Source organism: Pediococcus sp., from assembly GCF_003533255.1.
GTDB lineage: Bacteria > Bacillota > Bacilli > Lactobacillales > Lactobacillaceae > Pediococcus > Pediococcus parvulus.
This window is the reverse complement of sequence record NZ_DOEM01000037.1, coordinates 21,179-38,835: the sequence shown is the minus strand read 5'-3', so window position 1 is coordinate 38,835 and position 17,657 is coordinate 21,179. Positions and strand designations below refer to the sequence as shown.

Here is a 17,657-nt window from a genome sequence, read left to right as displayed (position 1 = left end):
ATCGATAGTAAAACGGCTAAATAAACAAAAAGGGATTAGCACGTAATGTCCTAATCCCATCAAAGCATAATGCTTTGGAAATACTTTGTGGTGCCGTTAATCGTTTCTCAGTGAAAGCCCGCAAGTATGTTAGCGGTGGGACCAATTGGTTTGACTTTAAGTTTCCTAATTAAAGGCCTACATGCCACCAAACACCCTTAGTCCCTATACAAATTATTTGAACGGCAGTACATAAATGAAACAACGCGTACACCAAAGAAATTTCATACCTATCTTAGCATGGATATTATAAAATTTCAATTTCAGTCCCTCTGAAGATTAATCACGTTGAGCACGTAGCAAGCGTTTGTATTGTTCTGCTAAAGCAGTCTCAAATTTACCATTTTCTTTTGGTTCATAGTAGGTGGCATTCTTGATTCTGTCTGGCAGGTATTGCTGCTTTACCCAATCGTTGGGGTAATTATGCGCATATTTATAATTGTTTCCGTGACCAAGCTTAGCAGCGCCTTTATAGTGCGCGTCCTTTAAGTCAGCCGGGATGTCTCCATAGTTGCCAGATTCAACTTCGGTTAATGCCGCGTCCATTGCGGAAATGCCGGAATTTGATTTAGGCGATAAACAGAGTTCAATAACCGCATCGGCCAATGGAATTCGTGCTTCAGGAAACCCAAGTTTTTCGGTGGCCTGAATGGCAGAAACAGTTCTTGCACAGGCAGGCGGATTTGCCAGGCCGATGTCTTCATACGCAATAACCATTAATCGGCGCGATATACTTGGCAAATCACCAGCCTCTACTAAACGCGCCATATAATGGAGTGCTGCATTGACGTCGCTACCTCGAATCGATTTTTGAAAGGCTGAAATCACATCATAGTGAGCGTCCCCATTTTTATCTTGAGTGAGCGCCTTTTTTTGCAGACATTCTTCAATGATTTCTAAAGAAATATGAACTTCTTGATTTTTGTCTGGTTCAGTCGACATTACAGCGAGTTCCAAGCCATTTAAGGCACTACGCAGATCGCCGTTTGTGGAATGAATCAAAAAATCCATTGCTGGTTTAGCCACTTTAACATTCATTGAACCCAGGCCATTTTCGGTGTCTGTTAAGGCGCGATTGATGGCAGAATGGATATCTTCCGGTGCTAAGGGATGGACTTCAAAGATCTGGGTCCGACTTCGAATGGCTGGATTGATTGAAATATAAGGATTTTCGGTGGTGGCACCAATTAAAATAATTCGTCCACTTTCAAGGTGGGGGAGCAAGAAATCCTGTTTAGTTTTATCTAAACGGTGAATTTCATCAAGGAGTAAAATAACCGTACCACTCATTTTTGCTTCTTCAGCCACAATTTGAAGATCCTTTTTGGAATCAGTTGCAGCGTTTAATTTGCGGAAAGCATACTTCGTAGAGCCAGCAATGGCACTCGCAATACTGGTCTTTCCAGTACCCGGTGGACCATATAAAATCATGGACGATAGTAATTTAGCTTTGACCATTCGGGCAATAATTTTTCCTGGGCCAACTAGGTGTTGTTGACCAACAACTTCTTCAATTTTTTTAGGGCGCATACGATACGCCAATGGTTGTTGCATGATAAAACTCCTAATTTCGAAAACTATTTTTAAGTTTATCCAGAAGTGATTCTGGTTTTTTTTCTTCTTTAATAGGTGCCTGACCTTGGAAACTGGCCACATCAATGTCAGCAACATTAATTGAATCTGGCGCTGCTAAAACAAGGGCCAAGTCCTGATCGTTGGTTGTATAAATGCTGTCAGTTTTAATTGTGAATTTTAAGGATTCCTGACTGGCTGCTTTTAAATAAGGACCAATCAAGTGTTGATCAATGTTACCATTGATCAACAGCTGATAATCAGGGTGTTTTTTTAATTGTGCCACAAATGGAACCTCGTATTGGTGCGTTTTTATTTGAGAAACAGTCATTGAAATAGCCACGCGTTCGCGAAAAGTACCAAGATACCTTCGTTGTTCATCTGGATTGAGTTTAGGGGTGCCATGAATGGCATTCTGTAACCGCGAGTCAACGTTATTGGAATTATTAGCCATTGCGCTCACAACCTTTCTAGATAGTATAATAAGTATAGCATTTTCCGCCAAGGGTATCCTGTTTGGCGACTAAGGAGGTAACTATTTATGTTTAGAGAGCACATATTTTCTGTATTTAATGAACCTGATGTTGAGGAAAGATTAAAGTTAGTTCGTACTCAAATTGATCCTTTTTTTGAGGAAGCTATTCAAGAAGTGCTGCCAATATTAAATGGGAACGGTGAAACTTACCGAGCGTTTATTGCAAAACATGCGCGCCGTCATTCTAATCCACCACCAAATACGTGGGTCGCATTTGCTCAAAACAAGCGGGGCTATAAAATGGTGCCTCATTATGAAATTGGGGTTTGGGATGACCGGTTGTTTGTGTGGTTGGCCTTTGAAACAAATATGCAGGAGCGCCAATCCGCGATTGATAAACTCAAGTCAAAACAAGCTGGTTTTTTAAATTTAGGTGCCCAGTTTAAGCTTTCAAACAATCACATGGCAAAATCGTTTATTTCATTGACGAAAGGAAATTTTGAGAAGAGCGTCAAGGAGTACAGATTTCAGAAAAAGGCGGAGGTTCTAATTGGTCGTGTTTTACAAAAGGATAATAGGAACTTAGATAGCAAAGCGGCAGTACTAGAAATGATCGAGCAAACGATTAGCGTGTTATCCAAAATTTGGGACAACTAAAAAAGCGATTGGAATTTCTTCCAAACGCTTTTTTTGAACAAACAATAAAAAATTAAAGTTTGTTGTAGTATTCAACTATTAGTGATTCGTCGATATCAGCCTCTAATTCGTCACGTTCTGGGAGACGAGTTAAGGAACCTTCCAACTTATCAGCATCAAATTGAACAAATTGAGGACGACCAACGACAGCTTCAACAGCTTCGCCAATGATCTTCAAATCTTTTGATTTTTCACGAACACTGACAACCTGGCCAACTTCTACTTCATAAGAAGGGATGTCGACACGTTTGCCATCCACGGTAATGTGACCATGGTTAACAAGTTGACGTGCTTGACGACGAGTGGTTGCTAAACCTAAACGGTAAACAACATTATCTAAACGACGTTCGAGTAAGATCATGAAGTTAACACCATGCTTACCTTCATTGATTTTACCAGCGCGTTTGAATAAGTTTGAGAATTGACGCTCTGTCAAACCGTACATCATACGCAACTTTTGTTTTTCGCGGAGTTGTTGACCATATTCTGAAATGTTACGACGGTTGTTTTGACCGTGATCACCAGGTGCATATGGGCGACGAGCTAATTCTTTACCAGTACCGCTTAAAGAAATTCCTAAACGGCGAGAAATTTTCCAACTTGGACCTGTATAACGAGACATAAAGTAAATCCTCCAATAATTTTGTTGGAGTAAAATAATCCGATTGCGAGTTTAGTATTCGTGCAGACTGTTTTGCAATCCTCACCTTTGCAGCCGCAAGGTTACTAATTGAACCAATTAAAAGGCACCAGTCTGTTGACGAGCTTACCACTCGCCGCTGCATTATTTTACACAATGAACAGTTTACAACAAGTTAAGCAACAGTGTCAATGTGCTGCAAGAAAACAGCGGCAAAGTCCTCAAGTTCTTGTTGATTTTCTTCAGTAAACCGATCAAGTAAAGGCGAGTCAATATCTAAAACACCAATTTTATGCTCATTTTTAATGAGAGGAAGCACAATTTCTGAATTGCTGGCAGTATCGCAAGCAATGTGGCCAGCAAACTCATGCACGTTAGCAATTCGCTGAACTTTTTTTGCTTTAAAAGCTGTGCCACAAACGCCGGTACCATTGGCAATATGCATGCAAGCGACGTTACCTTGAAAAGGCCCAAGAACGAGTTCATCACCTTTTTGATCATAGAGATAAAAACCGGCCCAGTTCACATCAGCGTAACTTGATTTTAAAAGTGCTGAAGCATTAGCCATATTTGCAATTAAATTAGTTTCGCCAGTTAAAAGGGCATCTAATTGTTGATTCATTAGTGAAAGTGTTTTCTGTGTCATAAAAATTCCTCCAAATTGGACTAGAAATATAAAAATCACATAGTGAAACTCTAAAATCCTATGCTATAATTTAAGTTGAGTCTTATTTTATATTGAAAAAAACAAGAAAGCAACAAAATTCATTTAATGAAAATGACGTAGACAAAGGATGGGGTTCTCATGTTGGGTGTATTAATTGGTATAATCGTGGTGGCAATTCTTATTTATGTAGGGATCGTGCTGTATCAGCGATATTTATTGAAGCAAATTACAGATCTTCAAAATAAGAAATCTGATTTGATGGATCTGCCCGTCGCCAGCGAGCTTGATGAGGTTGGTAACTTAAATTTGGCAGGTTCTTCTTTGGAAGAATACCAAAATCTTCAAGATGATTATCGGAACGTCAAAAACAACAAATTTCCTGAAATTGACGAACTTGCAGAAACCGGTCAGCAGAACGTGAATGACATGAAAATTTTTGATGCCCGTTCTGATGTTTCTGGTATTAAAGACGCTGTCCAGGTGATTCAATCGGAATCTGATCGCATTCAAGCAGCACTAGATCAAATTAAGCAGGAAAGCGAAGACCAACAAAACGAAGTTAAAGTTCTGCGTCACAAGTATCAAGACCTACGTAAGACCCTGTTAGCTAAGAACATGACTTATGGTCCTAGCATTGATATGTTAAACGACAGTTTAGAGCGACTGGAGAATGCTTTCGAGAATTTTGCTAAAACTGTGGAAAGCGGCGATCATAAGAAAGCCGAAGGACAGTTACAACAGTTACAGACCAGTACAAAAGGTTTGGAAGAACAGCTTGAGGCAATCCCAGAACTTTACATCCAATTAAATGAAGATTTTCCTGGTCAATTAGATGAAATTAAAAATGGCTATACGCAATTGATCAATCATAATTATGCATTTGCGGACGATGAAATTCCTAATGACATTGAAGATATTGGTTCAAAAATTAACGAAAATTTGGATACTTTGAGTAATCTAAGACTTGACGCTGTAAAGGGCAATAACGAGACAATTGCAAACCGCATAGATAATCTTTATGATTTAATGCAAACTGAAATTGATGCTCGAACCGATGTTGATGGTGGTTTTCAAACAATTGCCGAATACATTGAACACGCCGAAAAGCAAAGTCATACTTTGCTGATTGAAATCGACCGATTAGGGCAAAGTTATGTTTTGAATGGTAACGAAGATAGTCAAGCTCATGACTTAGAAGCAAAACTTCAAGATATTCGTAGTGAACATGATCAAGATGCAGAAGCAATTACAAATCAACCTGTTGTTTATTCAGAAATCTTGCAACGGATGCATGAAGAAAATGATCAACTTGATGATATTGAATCTCAACAAACTGCAATTAACGAAAGTATTCAAAAGTTGATTGAAGAAGAAAAAGATTCTCGTCGAACATTACACCAATTTGATTTGGAAATTCATGAGATCAAACGCCACATTGAAAACTTAAACTTACCAGGAATCCCTGCAAGTTATATGGATTACTTCTTTGTTGTGAGTGATGAAATTGAAAAGCTTTCTTCCAATATGAATCAAGTCAAAATCGATATGAAACAAATTGATCAACAATTGGGTATGATTGATAAAGATATGCAGTCTCTTGCCAAGAAAACAACTGAACTTACCGATAATGCCGCGTTAAGTGAAGAAATCATTCAGTATACCAACCGTTATCGTCACAGTAATGAGACGGTTGATAATGCCAGCAAACGGGCACAAAAGTTGTTTGATGAAGACCATGATTATGCACAAAGTTTAAGTGTTATTAGTCGGGCATTGGAAAGTGTTGAGCCAGGAATGGTGGATCAGTTAACTGAGAGTTATCAAAAGCAAAAAAGTACGCAGTATTAATCTTTAATTTTTTAAGTTAAAGCAACGAAAACTGATAGTTTAGTTTTCGTTGCTTTTTAATTTTGAAAGATCAATTTGTTATGGAAAAGACTGATTTTGTGATTCGGATTACAATTCTTTGTTTTTATTGATGATTTTGAGTATCATAGGTGGAGTTTGTTAATAACCTTGTTGACTATTCATAAGGTTGTTATAATTAGTAAGGAATTTTCAAGTGAAGTCCTAAGGATAGTAGGAGAATTAATAGAATGATTTATTTTGATAATAGTGCCACAACTAAAGTTGCCCCGGAGGTTTTAAAAACCTACCAAACGGTTAGTGAAAAAATTTGGGGAAATCCGTCTAGTTTGCATGCAATGGGTGAAACTGCGTTTAATTTATTGGAGCAGTCACGAAAACAGATTGCCGATTTGTTGAATGTCAAACCCCACGAAATTTTTTTCACCAGTGGTGGAACTGAAGGCGATAATTGGGTTGTTAAAGGAACAGCAATTGAGAAACGGACCTTTGGTAAACATTTAATTACAACCGCGGTTGAACATCCTGCAATTACAAATAGTATGGAACAGTTGCGACGCTTGGGTTACGATATCACTTACTTGCCCGTCGATAAAGAGGGACGGATTTCGATCAAAGATTTAGAAGCTGCTATTCGTCCGGACACAATTTTAGTATCAATTATGGCCGTAAATAATGAAATTGGAACACTGCAACCGATTAAAGAGGCGGCAGATGTTCTTAAAAAATATCCAAAGATTCATTTTCATATAGATGCGGTTCAAGGAATTGGTAAAGGTATCCAGTCCGCAATTTTTAATGATCGGGTTGATTTTGTTACTTTCTCTGGGCACAAGTTTCATGCACCACGTGGAATCGGGTTTATTTATGCTCGGGAAGGTCGCCGCATTGCACCTCTAATGACTGGTGGCGGTCAAGAAAAGAACCAACGCAGCGGTACTGAAAATTTACCTGCAATTGCAGGGATGGCGAAAGCATTACGTCTTCTTCTAAAAGACGAGCCAGCAAATGTTAAACAGCAACAAACGGTCAAAGAAACAATTTTTGATCATGTTAGCAAGTTTAAAAATGTCACCATGTTTACCCAACGCAATGATGGGTTTGCCCCCCATATTCTGTGTTTTGCGATTAATGGGGTCCGCGGTGAAACAGTTGTCCATGCGTTTGAGCGCTACAATATTTTTATTTCCACTACGAGTGCCTGTTCCTCCAAGAAACAAGTTGAATCAAGTACGCTGGCCGCAATGAAAACACCAGATGATATTGCAACAAGTGCAATTCGAGTGAGTTTAGACGCTGACAATACAGTTGCCGAAGCAGAAGAGTTTAACAAAGTGTTTGATAAACTCTATGCGGAATTTTCTAAATTAAATTAAGACAAGGAGTTACTGATATGCAGTATACGGAAATTATGGTCCGCTATGGGGAACTTTCCACAAAAGGGAAGAACCAGCGAGACTTCGTTAATCGATTAGGTGGAAACATTCGTAAAAGTCTTCATGCATTTCCAAAACTTGAAGTGCATCCAAAGCGAGACCGCACTCATGTCACTCTAAATGGGGAAGATTCTGATGCCGTTATTGAACGGTTAAAACAAGTTTTTGGTATTCAAAATTTCTCGCCATCGCTTAAGGTTGACCGGACCCTTGATGCGATTCATCAAGGTGTTTTAGAGATGATGACTGAACAATTGAAACCTGGGATGACCTTCAAGATCAATACGCGCCGGTCAGATCATAACTTTGAAATGGATACCAACGAGCTCAACGAAGAGTTGGGTGGATTTGTCCTTGATAATTTTCCTAAGGCAGTTGTCAAAATGCGAAAACCTGATTTGATTTTACGAGTTGAGGTTCGCAACAATGGCGTCTTTCTTTCAAGCGAAACTATTCAGGGTGCTGGTGGGTTACCAGTCGGCACAGCTGGTAAAGGTATGATGATGTTATCTGGTGGGATTGACTCACCAGTTGCGAGCTATTTAGGAATGAAGCGTGGCGTTGATATGGAGATGGTACATTTCTTTAGTCCACCATACACCAGTGAACAAGCGTTAGCGAAGGCTAAAGAACTTACTTCTAAGTTGGCTGCTTTTGGTGGGAGTTTACAGTTTATTCAAGTGCCGTTTACAAAAATTCAAGAAGAAATCAAAGAAAAGGTTCCTGAAGGATACTTGATGACAGTGCAACGCCGGATGATGTTAAGAATTGCCGTTGCACTTGCCAAAAAACGAGGCGGGAAGGCTATTTTTAATGGCGAGTCACTGGGCCAAGTTGCTTCTCAGACCATGGAAAGCATGGAAGCTATTAATGACGTAACTAACATGCCGATTTTGCGACCTGTAATTTCTTTAGATAAAACAGAGATTATCAAGCAAGCCGAGCAAATTGGGACATATGATCTTTCTATTTTACCTTTTGAGGACTGTTGTACTATTTTTGCACCACCAGCTCCAAAAACTCGTCCGGACACAGAGCGAACCCGTTATTATGAAAAACGAATTGATGTCGAGGGCCTAATGCAAGAAGCTTTGGATGGCATTGAAATTTCCGAAATTAAACCTGATCAAAATTTCTTGAATCAAAATGAGGATGTTTTTGCAGAATTGCTATAAATCATCAATTTTTCATTTGATTGTTGGCTTAGAATGGGTTATCTTTAGGTTAATCTTTTGATAGGTAAGTTACTGAATTTGAGGAGTGATGAATGTGGATGTTTTAAATAATGGCGAAAAGGTTTCCCTTTCTGGTAATCCCCCTGAAGTGGGTGAGCAATTACCAAAGTTCAAGTTGTTTAATGCTGAGAACCAGAAAATTAAGACCAGAGATTTAATTGGGAAACCAACATTAATCAGTACTGTTCCAGATTTAAATACCCGGGTCTGCAAGATTGAAACCAAAAAGTTTAATCAGCAAGCAGACCATTATCCATCCGTTCGTTTTGTGACTGTTTCTAACAATACAATTTCTGAACAGAAGGCATGGTGTGCGGCAGAGGGTGTTTCAAATCTTGAAGTTCTTTCTGACGAAGAGTTATCAATGGGATATGAAATGAATTTATACATTCCAAATGATGGCTTCTTAGCACGCACAATCTTCATTATTGATGCTGAGGGTAAAATTGTGTATCGCCAAATTGTGCCAGAAATTCATGATGAACCAAATTATATTGAAGCATTGGATGCTATTAAAAAATACGCAACTGAAGTTGACTAATCACTGAATGTTGGCTAAAATGCTTATATAGGCTATGAACAAGAAAAAAACATCTTAAAAAAGAGAGAAAATAAATGCTGAAAGTTTTCGCAAGATGTTTAGTAGATTGTGAGCCGTTGTTCTGAACTAACAGTAAGAATGACCGGAAATTTTTAATTCCGTTAAAAAAGAAGTAAGTGGGGTTAAAAACCCAAATTAGGTGGTACCGCGAAGCATATTCGTCCTTTTGAAGGATGGATATGCTTTTTTGTTTTATATAGAAAGGAATACTCATATGACAGAAAAAAAGGAAATGTCAACAAAATACGATCCTCATGCAGTTGAGCAGGGTCGTTATCAACAATGGTTAGATCAAGGCCTTTTTAAACCAAGTGGCGATAAAAAAGCAAAACCTTATTCAATCGTTATTCCACCGCCAAATGTAACTGGAAAATTACATTTAGGGCATGCTTGGGATACGACATTGCAAGACATATTAATTCGTCAAAAACGCATGCAAGGTTATGATACCCTATGGTTACCAGGAATGGATCATGCCGGAATTGCCACTCAGGCGAAAGTTGAAGCTAAGTTACGTGAAAAAGGAATCTCACGTTATGATTTAGGCCGTGAAAAATTTGTTAAACAAGTTTGGGAATGGAAAGATGAATATGCCGATGTTATTCATAAACAGTGGGCTAAATTGGGATTGTCATTAGACTATGCTCGAGAACGTTTCACGTTGGATGATGGTCTTTCAAAAGCGGTAAAAAAGGTCTTTGTGACCTTATATAACAAAGGCTTAATTTATCGTGGTGAATACATTATCAATTGGGATCCACAAGCTCAAACAGCACTTTCCGATATTGAAGTGATTCATAAGGATGACAAAGGTGCCTTTTACCATGTCAAGTATCCATTCGTTAATGAAGAAGACACTTTCAATGGTAATCATTACATTGAGATTGCCACAACGCGTCCAGAAACCATGATGGGTGATACTGCAGTTGCGGTTAATCCAAGTGACGAACGCTACAAAGAATTAGTTGGTAAAGAGCTTGTGTTGCCACTACAAGGGCGTCATATTCCCATTATTGCAGATCAGTATGTTGATCCTGAGTTTGGAACTGGGATGGTCAAAATCACGCCAGCACATGATCCTAATGATTTTAATGTTGGTAATCGGCATAATCTGGCCAGAATCAATACGATGAATAAAGATGCCACGATGAATGAAAATGCCGGTAAGTACGAAGGAATGGACCGGTTTGTTGCCCGTAAAGCCATGGTTAAGGATTTACAGGATCAAGGTTATTTGATCTCAATTGATCCAATCGTGCATAGTGTTGGCCATTCAGAACGAACAGGTGTCCAAGTTGAAGCTCGTTTGTCCACCCAATGGTTTGTTAAAATGAAAGATTTGGCAAACTTAGCCCTTGAAAATCAGAAATCAGATCAAAAGGTTAATTTTATTCCTGAACGATTTGAGCATACCTTTACACAGTGGATGGAAAATGCACATGATTGGGTAATCTCGCGTCAATTATGGTGGGGACATCAAATTCCAGCTTGGTACAATAAACAAACTGGAGAAACCTATGTTGGTGAAACTGCACCGAAGGATATTGAAAATTGGGAACAGGATCCCGATGTTTTGGATACTTGGTTCTCCAGTGCCTTATGGCCGTTTTCAACGATGGGCTGGCCAGATGAAGATGCACCTGACTTTAAACGCTATTTCCCGACCAGTACATTGGTAACTGGTTATGATATCATCTTCTTCTGGGTTTCACGAATGATTTTCCAGAGCCTTGAGTTTACCGGGAAACCACCATTTAAGGATGTTTTGCTTCATGGCCTGATTCGTGACGAGCAAGGACGTAAGATGAGTAAGTCCTTGGGTAACGGAATTGATCCAATGGATGTCATTAATAAATATGGAGCTGATGCGTTGCGATGGTTCTTATCACAAGGTTCAACTGCAGGTCAAGATATTCGTTTCAGCTATGACAAAATGGATGCTGCTTGGAACTTTATTAATAAGATTTGGAATGCTAGCCGTTATGTAATCATGAACCTTGGTGAAATGACACAACCAGTGCTTCCAGATCAAAGCAAATGGAATCTGACTGACAAGTGGATTTTAAGTCGATTAAACGAAACTGTGAAACAGGTTACCCACTTCTTTGATACTTATGATTTTGGAGAAGCTGGTCGTGCCCTTTACACCTTCATTTGGGATGACTTCTGTGACTGGTATATTGAAATGAGTAAGGAAATCCTGACAGGTGATGATGAAGAAGCCAAGGCCAATACGCGCAATATTTTGGCTTATGTTTTGGATCAGACCTTACGTCTTCTTCAACCGATCATGCCATTTGTCACTGAAGAACTCTGGCAAGCAATGCCCCACGAGGGTGCTTCCATTGTGACCGCAGCCTACCCAGTGGAACATGCACAACTAGCTGATAGGCAGGCTGAAAATGATATGGCACACTTGATTGATTTAATTAAGGCAGTGCGTAACATTCGGGCGGACGCTAATGCACCAATGTCAAGTTCTGTAGACCTTCTTGTGAAGACCGATAATGCAGACCTAAAGACGCTTTTTGAAACCAATCATGAGTATATTGAACGTTTCTGTCATCCAGCTAAATTTGAGATAGGTGCTGATCTTGAAATTCCCAAGTTAGCAATGTCAGCAGTTATTACAGATGCCGAAGTTTATATTCCATTAGCGGAATTAGTTGATCTAAACGACGAAGCTGATCGCCTCCAAAAGGAAGTTGATAAGTATACTGGTGAAGTTAATCGTTCGATTAAGAAGCTTGGCAACGAACGATTTGTGGCCAATGCTCCTGCTGAAGTGGTTGATAGTGAGCGTCAAAAGCAGACCGATTATGAGGCTAAATTGACAGCAACAAAACAACGACTTGAATCACTAAAAAATGCACAGTAACTAAACAAGTTTTTATGAAAAGAGACTAAACTAAAACGAGATGTTTGTTTAGTCTTTTTTCGATTTGAGGAGATGGTATTTTGACTGAAGTAAAGACCTATGAGCAAGCAGTTGCCTTTATTCATGGTCGCACCAAATTTAAAAAAATTCCCACGTTGGCTCGGATGACCAAGTTTATGGCGGCATTGGATAATCCCCAAAATAAGATTCAGGCTATCCACATCGCAGGAACGAACGGAAAAGGCTCAACCCTGACTTTTTTAAGGAGTATGTTACAAGAAACGGGTTACAAAGTCGGATCATTTACTTCACCATTTTTAACACGTTTTAACGAACGCATTAGTGTAAACGGTGAGCCTATTTCGGATGCAGAAATTCTGAGGCTGGTTCAGAAAGTATTACCAGTCATTGACGAACTAGATAAGACTTTACCTGAAGGCGGGCCAACCGAATTTGAAATCATTACTGCTATGATGTATAGCTATTTTGCTGAAGGACATGCTGACGTTGTGTTAGTTGAAGTGGGTATTGGTGGCTTATTCGATTCCACAAATGTGGTTTTGCCTGCAGTCTCGGTAATTGTGAATATTGGTTTTGATCACATGAAATTATTGGGTAATACCCTAGGTAAAATCGCGACACAAAAAGCAGGAATTATTAAAGAAAATGTGCCGACCGTTATTGGGCAATTAGGTGATGAGGCATTAGAAGTTATTATTAAAACTGCTCGCCAGCATCATAGTAGCTATTTTTGTTTTGATGAGACATATAAAGTTAATAATCGTCGTTATCAGGATTTATGGACGCAAAAATTTGACTTTGCGACGACTGATTATCATTTTAAAGATTTAAAAATTTCAATGCTAGGTAATTACCAAATCAATAATGCCAGTACCGCGTTGCAAGCTTATCTGATATTTTTAAAGCAACAAAATGTACCAGTTCTTGAGAAGAATATCAGAAGTGGGCTAGTAAAAGCTTTTTGGGCTGGTAGATTTGAAAAGGTAAATGAACAACCACTTGTGGTGTTGGATGGTGCACATAACGAACCAGCATTTGAAGAAATCACAAAGTTACTTGGGACTCATTTTAAACAGTACGATATTTATGTTGTGATTGCGATTCTTGAAGATAAGCAATATCACAAAATGATTCAGACATTGGGTGCTTTGAACAACGTGCATATTATCGCAACCACTTTTGCTGGACCTGTCAAACGCCAAGCTGCCAATTTAACAGAATTAACAACTAGTGTTGAAACGGCCAATCCAATTCAAACTGAAGAAAACTGGCAGCTAGCCATTGCTAAGGCCAGTCGCATCATGTCTAGTGACGATTTACTCCTAATTACGGGATCTTTATATTTTATTTCAGATGTTCGTAAGTTATTCGTAGAATCGTAATAGTTGTGCGTATTTTTGTTATTAGGAGAGTGAAAAGCTAATGAAAAATGATATGCAGACGACACAAATAGAAGTTGCGCGGAAACCTTTTGATGAAATGGCTCAGTATACGAATGAGGAACTTTTACAAGTTTTTTTGACTGATAAGTTACCAATCAATGAGCAACGTCAAGTACTAGCAGATTTTTGGAAATTGATTCCAGATTTATCTTTGTTTTCACTGTTATATAATCCAGAAAAAAAGCAAATATTTGCTGATTATCCTGAACTAAATCGTCAATTTTTGGCGTGTGTAGAATTAGGTCGCCGTATTGAGTTAGCACCACAAAAAATTATTGGTGAAATTTTTGGGAGTCGTCAAATTGGAGAACGGCTGATTCACATGCAAAGACGATACCGGCAGGAGAGACTAACGTTGCTTTGTTTAAACACAAAAAATAAAATTGTGTTTGAAAAAATGATTTTTAAAGGCAGTTTGAATTCTGCAACCGTGCATCCACGGGAAATCTTTTTTGAAGCATTGCGGGTGGGTGCTAATAAAATTATGGTGACTCACAATCATCCAAGCGGGGATGTCAGTCCCTCTCAGCAGGATATTCAGTTTACCAAACGGTTAAAAGATTGTGGTATTTTGATGGGTATTGAGGTGTTAGATCATATTATTACAGGAAGCATGACATACTATAGTTTTGCGGAGCAGCATCTCATTTGATTAAACTAAAGGTTGAAAGTATCAAAATTACTTCAATAACTAGTATTAAATGACTTGGTTCAAAATCAGCAATTCACTTGCCGTCTTGAACGTTTTCGTATTAAGTAACAAGATAAGTTTTTGTAGTTTCAACCTTTAGTGATTAAATATTAAGGTGCGTTTAATGGTGGCCAACAAGCATGTAATGGCATTTTTTTCTGTGGTATAATACAAACTGTGTCTGAGCAAGAATAGATATTGTTGTGATATAAAAAATTTCCGGAGGGTCTACCATGCAAAAGTTTTTTTCAAATCGAAAGTTAGTGATTGCTGTAATCTGTGTGATTATCGCAGTTGGATTAGTGACCCTATCGGTAACGACCCGGAAAAAGTCTACCACCCCAGTCATACAAAAGGTTGGTAATGATGCTGTTGGTGTGGTTGATCGCGTAGTGGCTTATCCGATGAATGCAATTCGAAATACTTCACAAGCGTTGAATTCAATTATCAATACGTATCAAGAAAATGAACGCTTAAAGAGCAAAGTCGATAATTTGGAATCTGTTCGTGCACGGGATCAGGCCCTAAAACAAGAAAATAAACAGTTAAAACAACAAGTTAGTTTAAAAAAGAGCATGACCGATTATAATTTAGTCACCGCAACCGTAATTTCTCGTGCACCTTCTTCTTGGCAAAACATTGTGGTTATCAATAAAGGAACTGCTTCAGGTATCAAAAAAAATGAGTCGGTAGTTGCTGGTCAAGGGCTTATCGGACGTGTCATTGAAGCTAGTTATACCATAAGTAAGGTCGAATTAATTAGTGATAGTAGTGATTCCGCCAATCGGTTCGCCATTCAAGTACAGGATGAAAATGGGACAACAATTAATGGGATTGTCACTAGTTTTGATCGTAGTAACAATGAAATTGTAATGGGACAGGTAACATCTAAGTCAAAAATCACGAAGGGGTCATTAGTGACAACTTCTGGGCTTGGTGGTGTCACGCCTAAGGGGCTGTATGTAGGAAAAGTTGTAGCTACTAAAGAAGACTCCAGTGGCTTAGCTACAGAAGTGTACATCAAGCCAGCAGCGGATATGAGCAGTATTAATGTGGTTTCAGTTGCTGCACTTAAATAGTCAGTTTGGGAGGATGTTATAAATGTTACAAAGTGCTAAATTAAAATTTATTTTCCCAATTGGCTTTTTCCTCGCATTGTTCTTAGACGGTTCAATCAATTTAATTTTTTCAGGTTCGTTATTTGCATATCCCTATTCAATGGTGAGCAATCTGACAATCTTATGGATGATTTTGGCCATTTTTTTCGAAGGTGAGACGAAATTGCCAATTGCTACTTGGGCAGCTGGCGTTGGCCTTGTGTTTGACTGGTTTTACACCGGTGTTTTCGGGGTCAATATGTTTATTCTGCCAGTAATTGTGATTATTACACAGTGGGTCAAAGTTTTCTTTAAACCGACGTTTTTATCAATCTTACTAACGTTTTTCTTAGCCTTAACGCTATATGAGAGTGCGTTTTATATCGTTTTTGAAATCGTACATTATACAAGCATTACGTCACCAGAATTTGTTGCCTATAATCTGGCACCAACATTAGCCTTAAATTTATGTTTCTTTGTCATTTTATATTTGCCGATCAAAAGTCTTTTCCGGCATACGCGGGGAGCAAACTTTAGAAGTATTGATTAAAAAGTACTTGACGTTGATTAGAAAATGAACTATATTCAATACAATATTTAAAAACAATGAACGGAAGAGTAGAACTAGGAATCAGTTCAGAGAGCTTTAAATGGTGAGATTAAGGCATGTACCTAGTTCGAAACACATCTGCGAGTTTACTTCTTGAGAAAACTAGAGAAGTACGGGTGATCGTTATCTCATAGAGTTGTAACTTATAACTTGTTGAGCTGATAATTGTGAGATTATCAGAAACATGAGGTGGAACCACGTTGATGCGTCCTCTTGGGTATTTTTACCCAAGGGGATTTTTTTGTTATAAGCACAACTCACTGAGGTAATTGTTGTGAAGCAATTACAAACAGGGGTGGAACCGCGCTTACTCGTCCTCTTGAATTATTTTTTATAGTTCAAGAGGACTTTTTTTATAAATTATTGGAGGGGATCACAATGTTGTCATTAAATTATATATCGCAAATTTTGCCATCTTTATTGGCTGGTACCACGATGACGTTAAAAATATTTTGTTGGACGTTGATTGGCGCGTTGCCACTAGGAATGATTTTTGGTTTAGGCTTGGTATCTAAAATTAAATTGGTAAAATATATTTTAAATTTTTTTGTTTGGCTGATGCGAGGAACGCCACTGTTATTGCAATTAATCTTCGTTTTTTATGGTTTGCCAATTGTAGGAATTGTCTTTCAAAGGTACGACGCGGCATTGTTTGCCTTTATTCTTAATTACTCCGCATATTTTGCCGAAATATTTCGTGGGGGGCTTCAATCGGTTGATCGTGGACAATACGAAGCCGCGAAGGTCCTACGGTTATCTTATTGGCAAACCATCCGCAAAATTGTGATCCCACAAGTAGCCAAAATTGTGTTGCCATCGATTGGAAATGAAGTTATCAACTTAGTTAAGGATTCTTCATTAGTTTATGTTATCGGAATTGGTGACCTCCTTCGGGCCGGAAATGTGGCTTCTGCGCGTGACGTTACCTTAATTCCGTTACTCTTAGTAGGTGTTATCTATTTACTTTTGACGGCGGTTTGTACTTATGTATTACGGCAAGTTGAAAAGCACTACGCATATTGGCGTTAGGGGGTAGAACAATGTTAAAAATTAATAATTTAACAAAAAAATTTAATGACAGAACTATTATTGATAACCTTTCATTTGAAGTTGAAGACAGCGAAATCTTAACAATTGTTGGCCCCTCTGGAGCTGGTAAAACAACTTTACTTCGTTGTATCAGCGGATTGGAACCAGTTGATAAAGGTGAATTTTATTTAAACAATAAAAAATTTAGTCCATACGAAGATACGGGTAGCGAAAGTGTGATTGGTGTTGTTTTTCAGGATTATCAATTATTTCCCAATTTGACTGTACTAGACAACGTTACGTTGGCTCCGCAAATGGTACTAAAGCAAAGTGGTGCAATTGCCAAACAGAAGGCACTGGAACGCCTATCGCGTTTGCAACTGAATGGAAAAGAAAATTTATATCCGTATCAACTTTCCGGGGGTCAAAAACAGCGAGTTGCTATTGCAAGGGCGCTTGCTATGCAGCCAAAAATTCTTTGTTATGACGAACCAACATCAGCCCTTGATCCGGAACTACGGGGAGAAGTAAGTAATATCATTAAAGGATTAAAGCAAGACGGCATGACCCAGATCGTGGTTACGCATGATATGGATTTTGCAAATGAAGTTGCCGATAAACAGCTTCACGTTGTGCCAGTTAAGTAAATTGGGGAGGTACAA

General features: G+C 38.6%; 16 protein-coding genes, 1 other RNA gene and 2 other annotated features. Of the genes, 12 read left to right on the top strand and 5 right to left on the bottom strand.

Annotated elements, in window-relative coordinates:
- Positions 1-76: 76 nt before the first annotated feature.
- The 3 genes from ssrS to DD627_RS08795 all read right to left on the bottom strand — a co-directional run bounded on the left by ssrS (position 77) and on the right by DD627_RS08795 (position 2,065).
- Positions 77-264, bottom strand: a non-coding RNA gene (gene ssrS / locus DD627_RS08805) — 6S RNA.
- Positions 265-318: 54 nt separating this feature from the next.
- Positions 319-1,593 (bottom strand): replication-associated recombination protein A, encoded by a 1,275-nt coding sequence (locus DD627_RS08800; protein ID WP_260274964.1) that lies wholly within the window; start codon positions 1,591-1,593, stop codon positions 319-321.
- A gap of 10 nt (positions 1,594-1,603) precedes the next feature.
- A complete protein-coding gene (locus DD627_RS08795) occupies positions 1,604-2,065 on the bottom strand; it encodes a YueI family protein (protein ID WP_057784708.1) in 462 nt (153 codons plus the stop codon).
- A gap of 87 nt (positions 2,066-2,152) precedes the next feature.
- On the opposite strand from DD627_RS08795, the gene DD627_RS08790 reads away from it, so the two are divergent.
- The gene (locus DD627_RS08790) at positions 2,153-2,743 is read left to right on the top strand and encodes a DUF1054 family protein (protein ID WP_057784709.1); all 591 of its coding nucleotides are present in this window, start codon (positions 2,153-2,155) and stop codon (positions 2,741-2,743) included.
- A 52-nt stretch (positions 2,744-2,795) separates the two neighbouring features.
- Here DD627_RS08790 and rpsD read toward each other — a convergent pair whose 3' ends face one another.
- Positions 2,796-3,404 (bottom strand): 30S ribosomal protein S4, encoded by a 609-nt coding sequence (gene rpsD / locus DD627_RS08785; RefSeq protein ID WP_057784710.1) that lies wholly within the window; start codon positions 3,402-3,404, stop codon positions 2,796-2,798.
- 193 nt (positions 3,405-3,597) lie between these two features.
- Positions 3,598-4,068, bottom strand: a complete 471-nt coding sequence (gene msrC / locus DD627_RS08780) for a free L-methionine (R)-S-oxide reductase MsrC (RefSeq protein WP_057784711.1) — start codon at positions 4,066-4,068, stop codon at positions 3,598-3,600.
- Between the two features lie 159 nt (positions 4,069-4,227).
- Between msrC and ezrA the strand changes: the two genes are divergently transcribed.
- The 11 genes from ezrA to DD627_RS08725 all read left to right on the top strand — a co-directional run bounded on the left by ezrA (position 4,228) and on the right by DD627_RS08725 (position 17,642).
- Positions 4,228-5,937 (top strand): septation ring formation regulator EzrA, encoded by a 1,710-nt coding sequence (gene ezrA, locus DD627_RS08775; RefSeq protein WP_260266837.1) that lies wholly within the window; start codon positions 4,228-4,230, stop codon positions 5,935-5,937.
- A gap of 248 nt (positions 5,938-6,185) precedes the next feature.
- On the top strand, positions 6,186-7,331 hold the full coding sequence (locus DD627_RS08770; protein WP_260274963.1) for a cysteine desulfurase family protein: 1,146 nt from the start codon (positions 6,186-6,188) through the stop codon (positions 7,329-7,331).
- Between the two features lie 17 nt (positions 7,332-7,348).
- Positions 7,349-8,566, top strand: coding sequence for a tRNA uracil 4-sulfurtransferase ThiI (gene thiI / locus DD627_RS08765; protein ID WP_057784714.1), 1,218 nt, complete (start codon positions 7,349-7,351; stop codon positions 8,564-8,566).
- A gap of 88 nt (positions 8,567-8,654) precedes the next feature.
- The gene (locus tag DD627_RS08760) at positions 8,655-9,167 is read left to right on the top strand and encodes a peroxiredoxin (RefSeq protein WP_373295138.1); all 513 of its coding nucleotides are present in this window, start codon (positions 8,655-8,657) and stop codon (positions 9,165-9,167) included.
- A gap of 25 nt (positions 9,168-9,192) precedes the next feature.
- Positions 9,193-9,396: a binding site (T-box leader), on the top strand.
- 45 nt (positions 9,397-9,441) lie between these two features.
- Positions 9,442-12,105 carry a valine--tRNA ligase gene (locus DD627_RS08755; RefSeq protein ID WP_260266836.1) on the top strand — a complete coding sequence of 888 codons (2,664 nt, stop codon included), beginning with the start codon at positions 9,442-9,444 and terminating at the stop codon, positions 12,103-12,105.
- Between the two features lie 80 nt (positions 12,106-12,185).
- A complete protein-coding gene (locus tag DD627_RS08750) occupies positions 12,186-13,508 on the top strand; it encodes a bifunctional folylpolyglutamate synthase/dihydrofolate synthase (RefSeq protein ID WP_260266835.1) in 1,323 nt (440 codons plus the stop codon).
- A 40-nt stretch (positions 13,509-13,548) separates the two neighbouring features.
- Entirely contained in the window at positions 13,549-14,220 is a 672-nt protein-coding gene (locus tag DD627_RS08745; RefSeq protein WP_057784718.1) for a JAB domain-containing protein, read from the top strand.
- Between the two features lie 272 nt (positions 14,221-14,492).
- Positions 14,493-15,338 (top strand): rod shape-determining protein MreC, encoded by an 846-nt coding sequence (gene mreC, locus DD627_RS08740; protein ID WP_260266834.1) that lies wholly within the window; start codon positions 14,493-14,495, stop codon positions 15,336-15,338.
- Positions 15,339-15,360: 22 nt separating this feature from the next.
- Entirely contained in the window at positions 15,361-15,906 is a 546-nt protein-coding gene (mreD, locus tag DD627_RS08735; protein ID WP_057784720.1) for a rod shape-determining protein MreD, read from the top strand.
- Positions 15,907-15,953: 47 nt separating this feature from the next.
- Positions 15,954-16,182 (top strand) — a binding site (T-box leader).
- A 162-nt stretch (positions 16,183-16,344) separates the two neighbouring features.
- Positions 16,345-16,995, top strand: a complete 651-nt coding sequence (locus tag DD627_RS08730) for an amino acid ABC transporter permease (RefSeq protein WP_260266833.1) — start codon at positions 16,345-16,347, stop codon at positions 16,993-16,995.
- Between the two features lie 11 nt (positions 16,996-17,006).
- Positions 17,007-17,642, top strand: a complete 636-nt coding sequence (locus tag DD627_RS08725) for an amino acid ABC transporter ATP-binding protein (protein WP_057784722.1) — start codon at positions 17,007-17,009, stop codon at positions 17,640-17,642.
- The last annotated feature ends 15 nt before the right edge of the window (positions 17,643-17,657 follow it).

Bases quoted from the DNA above. Each gene is read 5' to 3' on its own strand.
- DD627_RS08755 (WP_260266836.1), top strand. From the start codon at position 9,442: ATGACAGAAAAAAAGGAAATGTCAACAAAATACGATCCTCATGCAGTT.
- DD627_RS08770 (WP_260274963.1), top strand. From the start codon at position 6,186: ATGATTTATTTTGATAATAGTGCCACAACTAAAGTTGCCCCGGAGGTT.
- DD627_RS08795 (WP_057784708.1), bottom strand. From the start codon at position 2,065: ATGGCTAATAATTCCAATAACGTTGACTCGCGGTTACAGAATGCCATT.
- DD627_RS08725 (WP_057784722.1), top strand. From the start codon at position 17,007: ATGTTAAAAATTAATAATTTAACAAAAAAATTTAATGACAGAACTATT.
- DD627_RS08800 (WP_260274964.1), bottom strand. From the start codon at position 1,593: ATGCAACAACCATTGGCGTATCGTATGCGCCCTAAAAAAATTGAAGAA.
- mreD (WP_057784720.1), top strand. From the start codon at position 15,361: ATGTTACAAAGTGCTAAATTAAAATTTATTTTCCCAATTGGCTTTTTC.
- DD627_RS08730 (WP_260266833.1), top strand. From the start codon at position 16,345: ATGTTGTCATTAAATTATATATCGCAAATTTTGCCATCTTTATTGGCT.
- ezrA (WP_260266837.1), top strand. From the start codon at position 4,228: ATGTTGGGTGTATTAATTGGTATAATCGTGGTGGCAATTCTTATTTAT.
- DD627_RS08760 (WP_373295138.1), top strand. From the start codon at position 8,655: ATGAATGTGGATGTTTTAAATAATGGCGAAAAGGTTTCCCTTTCTGGT.
- thiI (WP_057784714.1), top strand. From the start codon at position 7,349: ATGCAGTATACGGAAATTATGGTCCGCTATGGGGAACTTTCCACAAAA.
- rpsD (WP_057784710.1), bottom strand. From the start codon at position 3,404: ATGTCTCGTTATACAGGTCCAAGTTGGAAAATTTCTCGCCGTTTAGGA.
- msrC (WP_057784711.1), bottom strand. From the start codon at position 4,068: ATGACACAGAAAACACTTTCACTAATGAATCAACAATTAGATGCCCTT.
- DD627_RS08790 (WP_057784709.1), top strand. From the start codon at position 2,153: ATGTTTAGAGAGCACATATTTTCTGTATTTAATGAACCTGATGTTGAG.
- DD627_RS08745 (WP_057784718.1), top strand. From the start codon at position 13,549: ATGAAAAATGATATGCAGACGACACAAATAGAAGTTGCGCGGAAACCT.
- mreC (WP_260266834.1), top strand. From the start codon at position 14,493: ATGCAAAAGTTTTTTTCAAATCGAAAGTTAGTGATTGCTGTAATCTGT.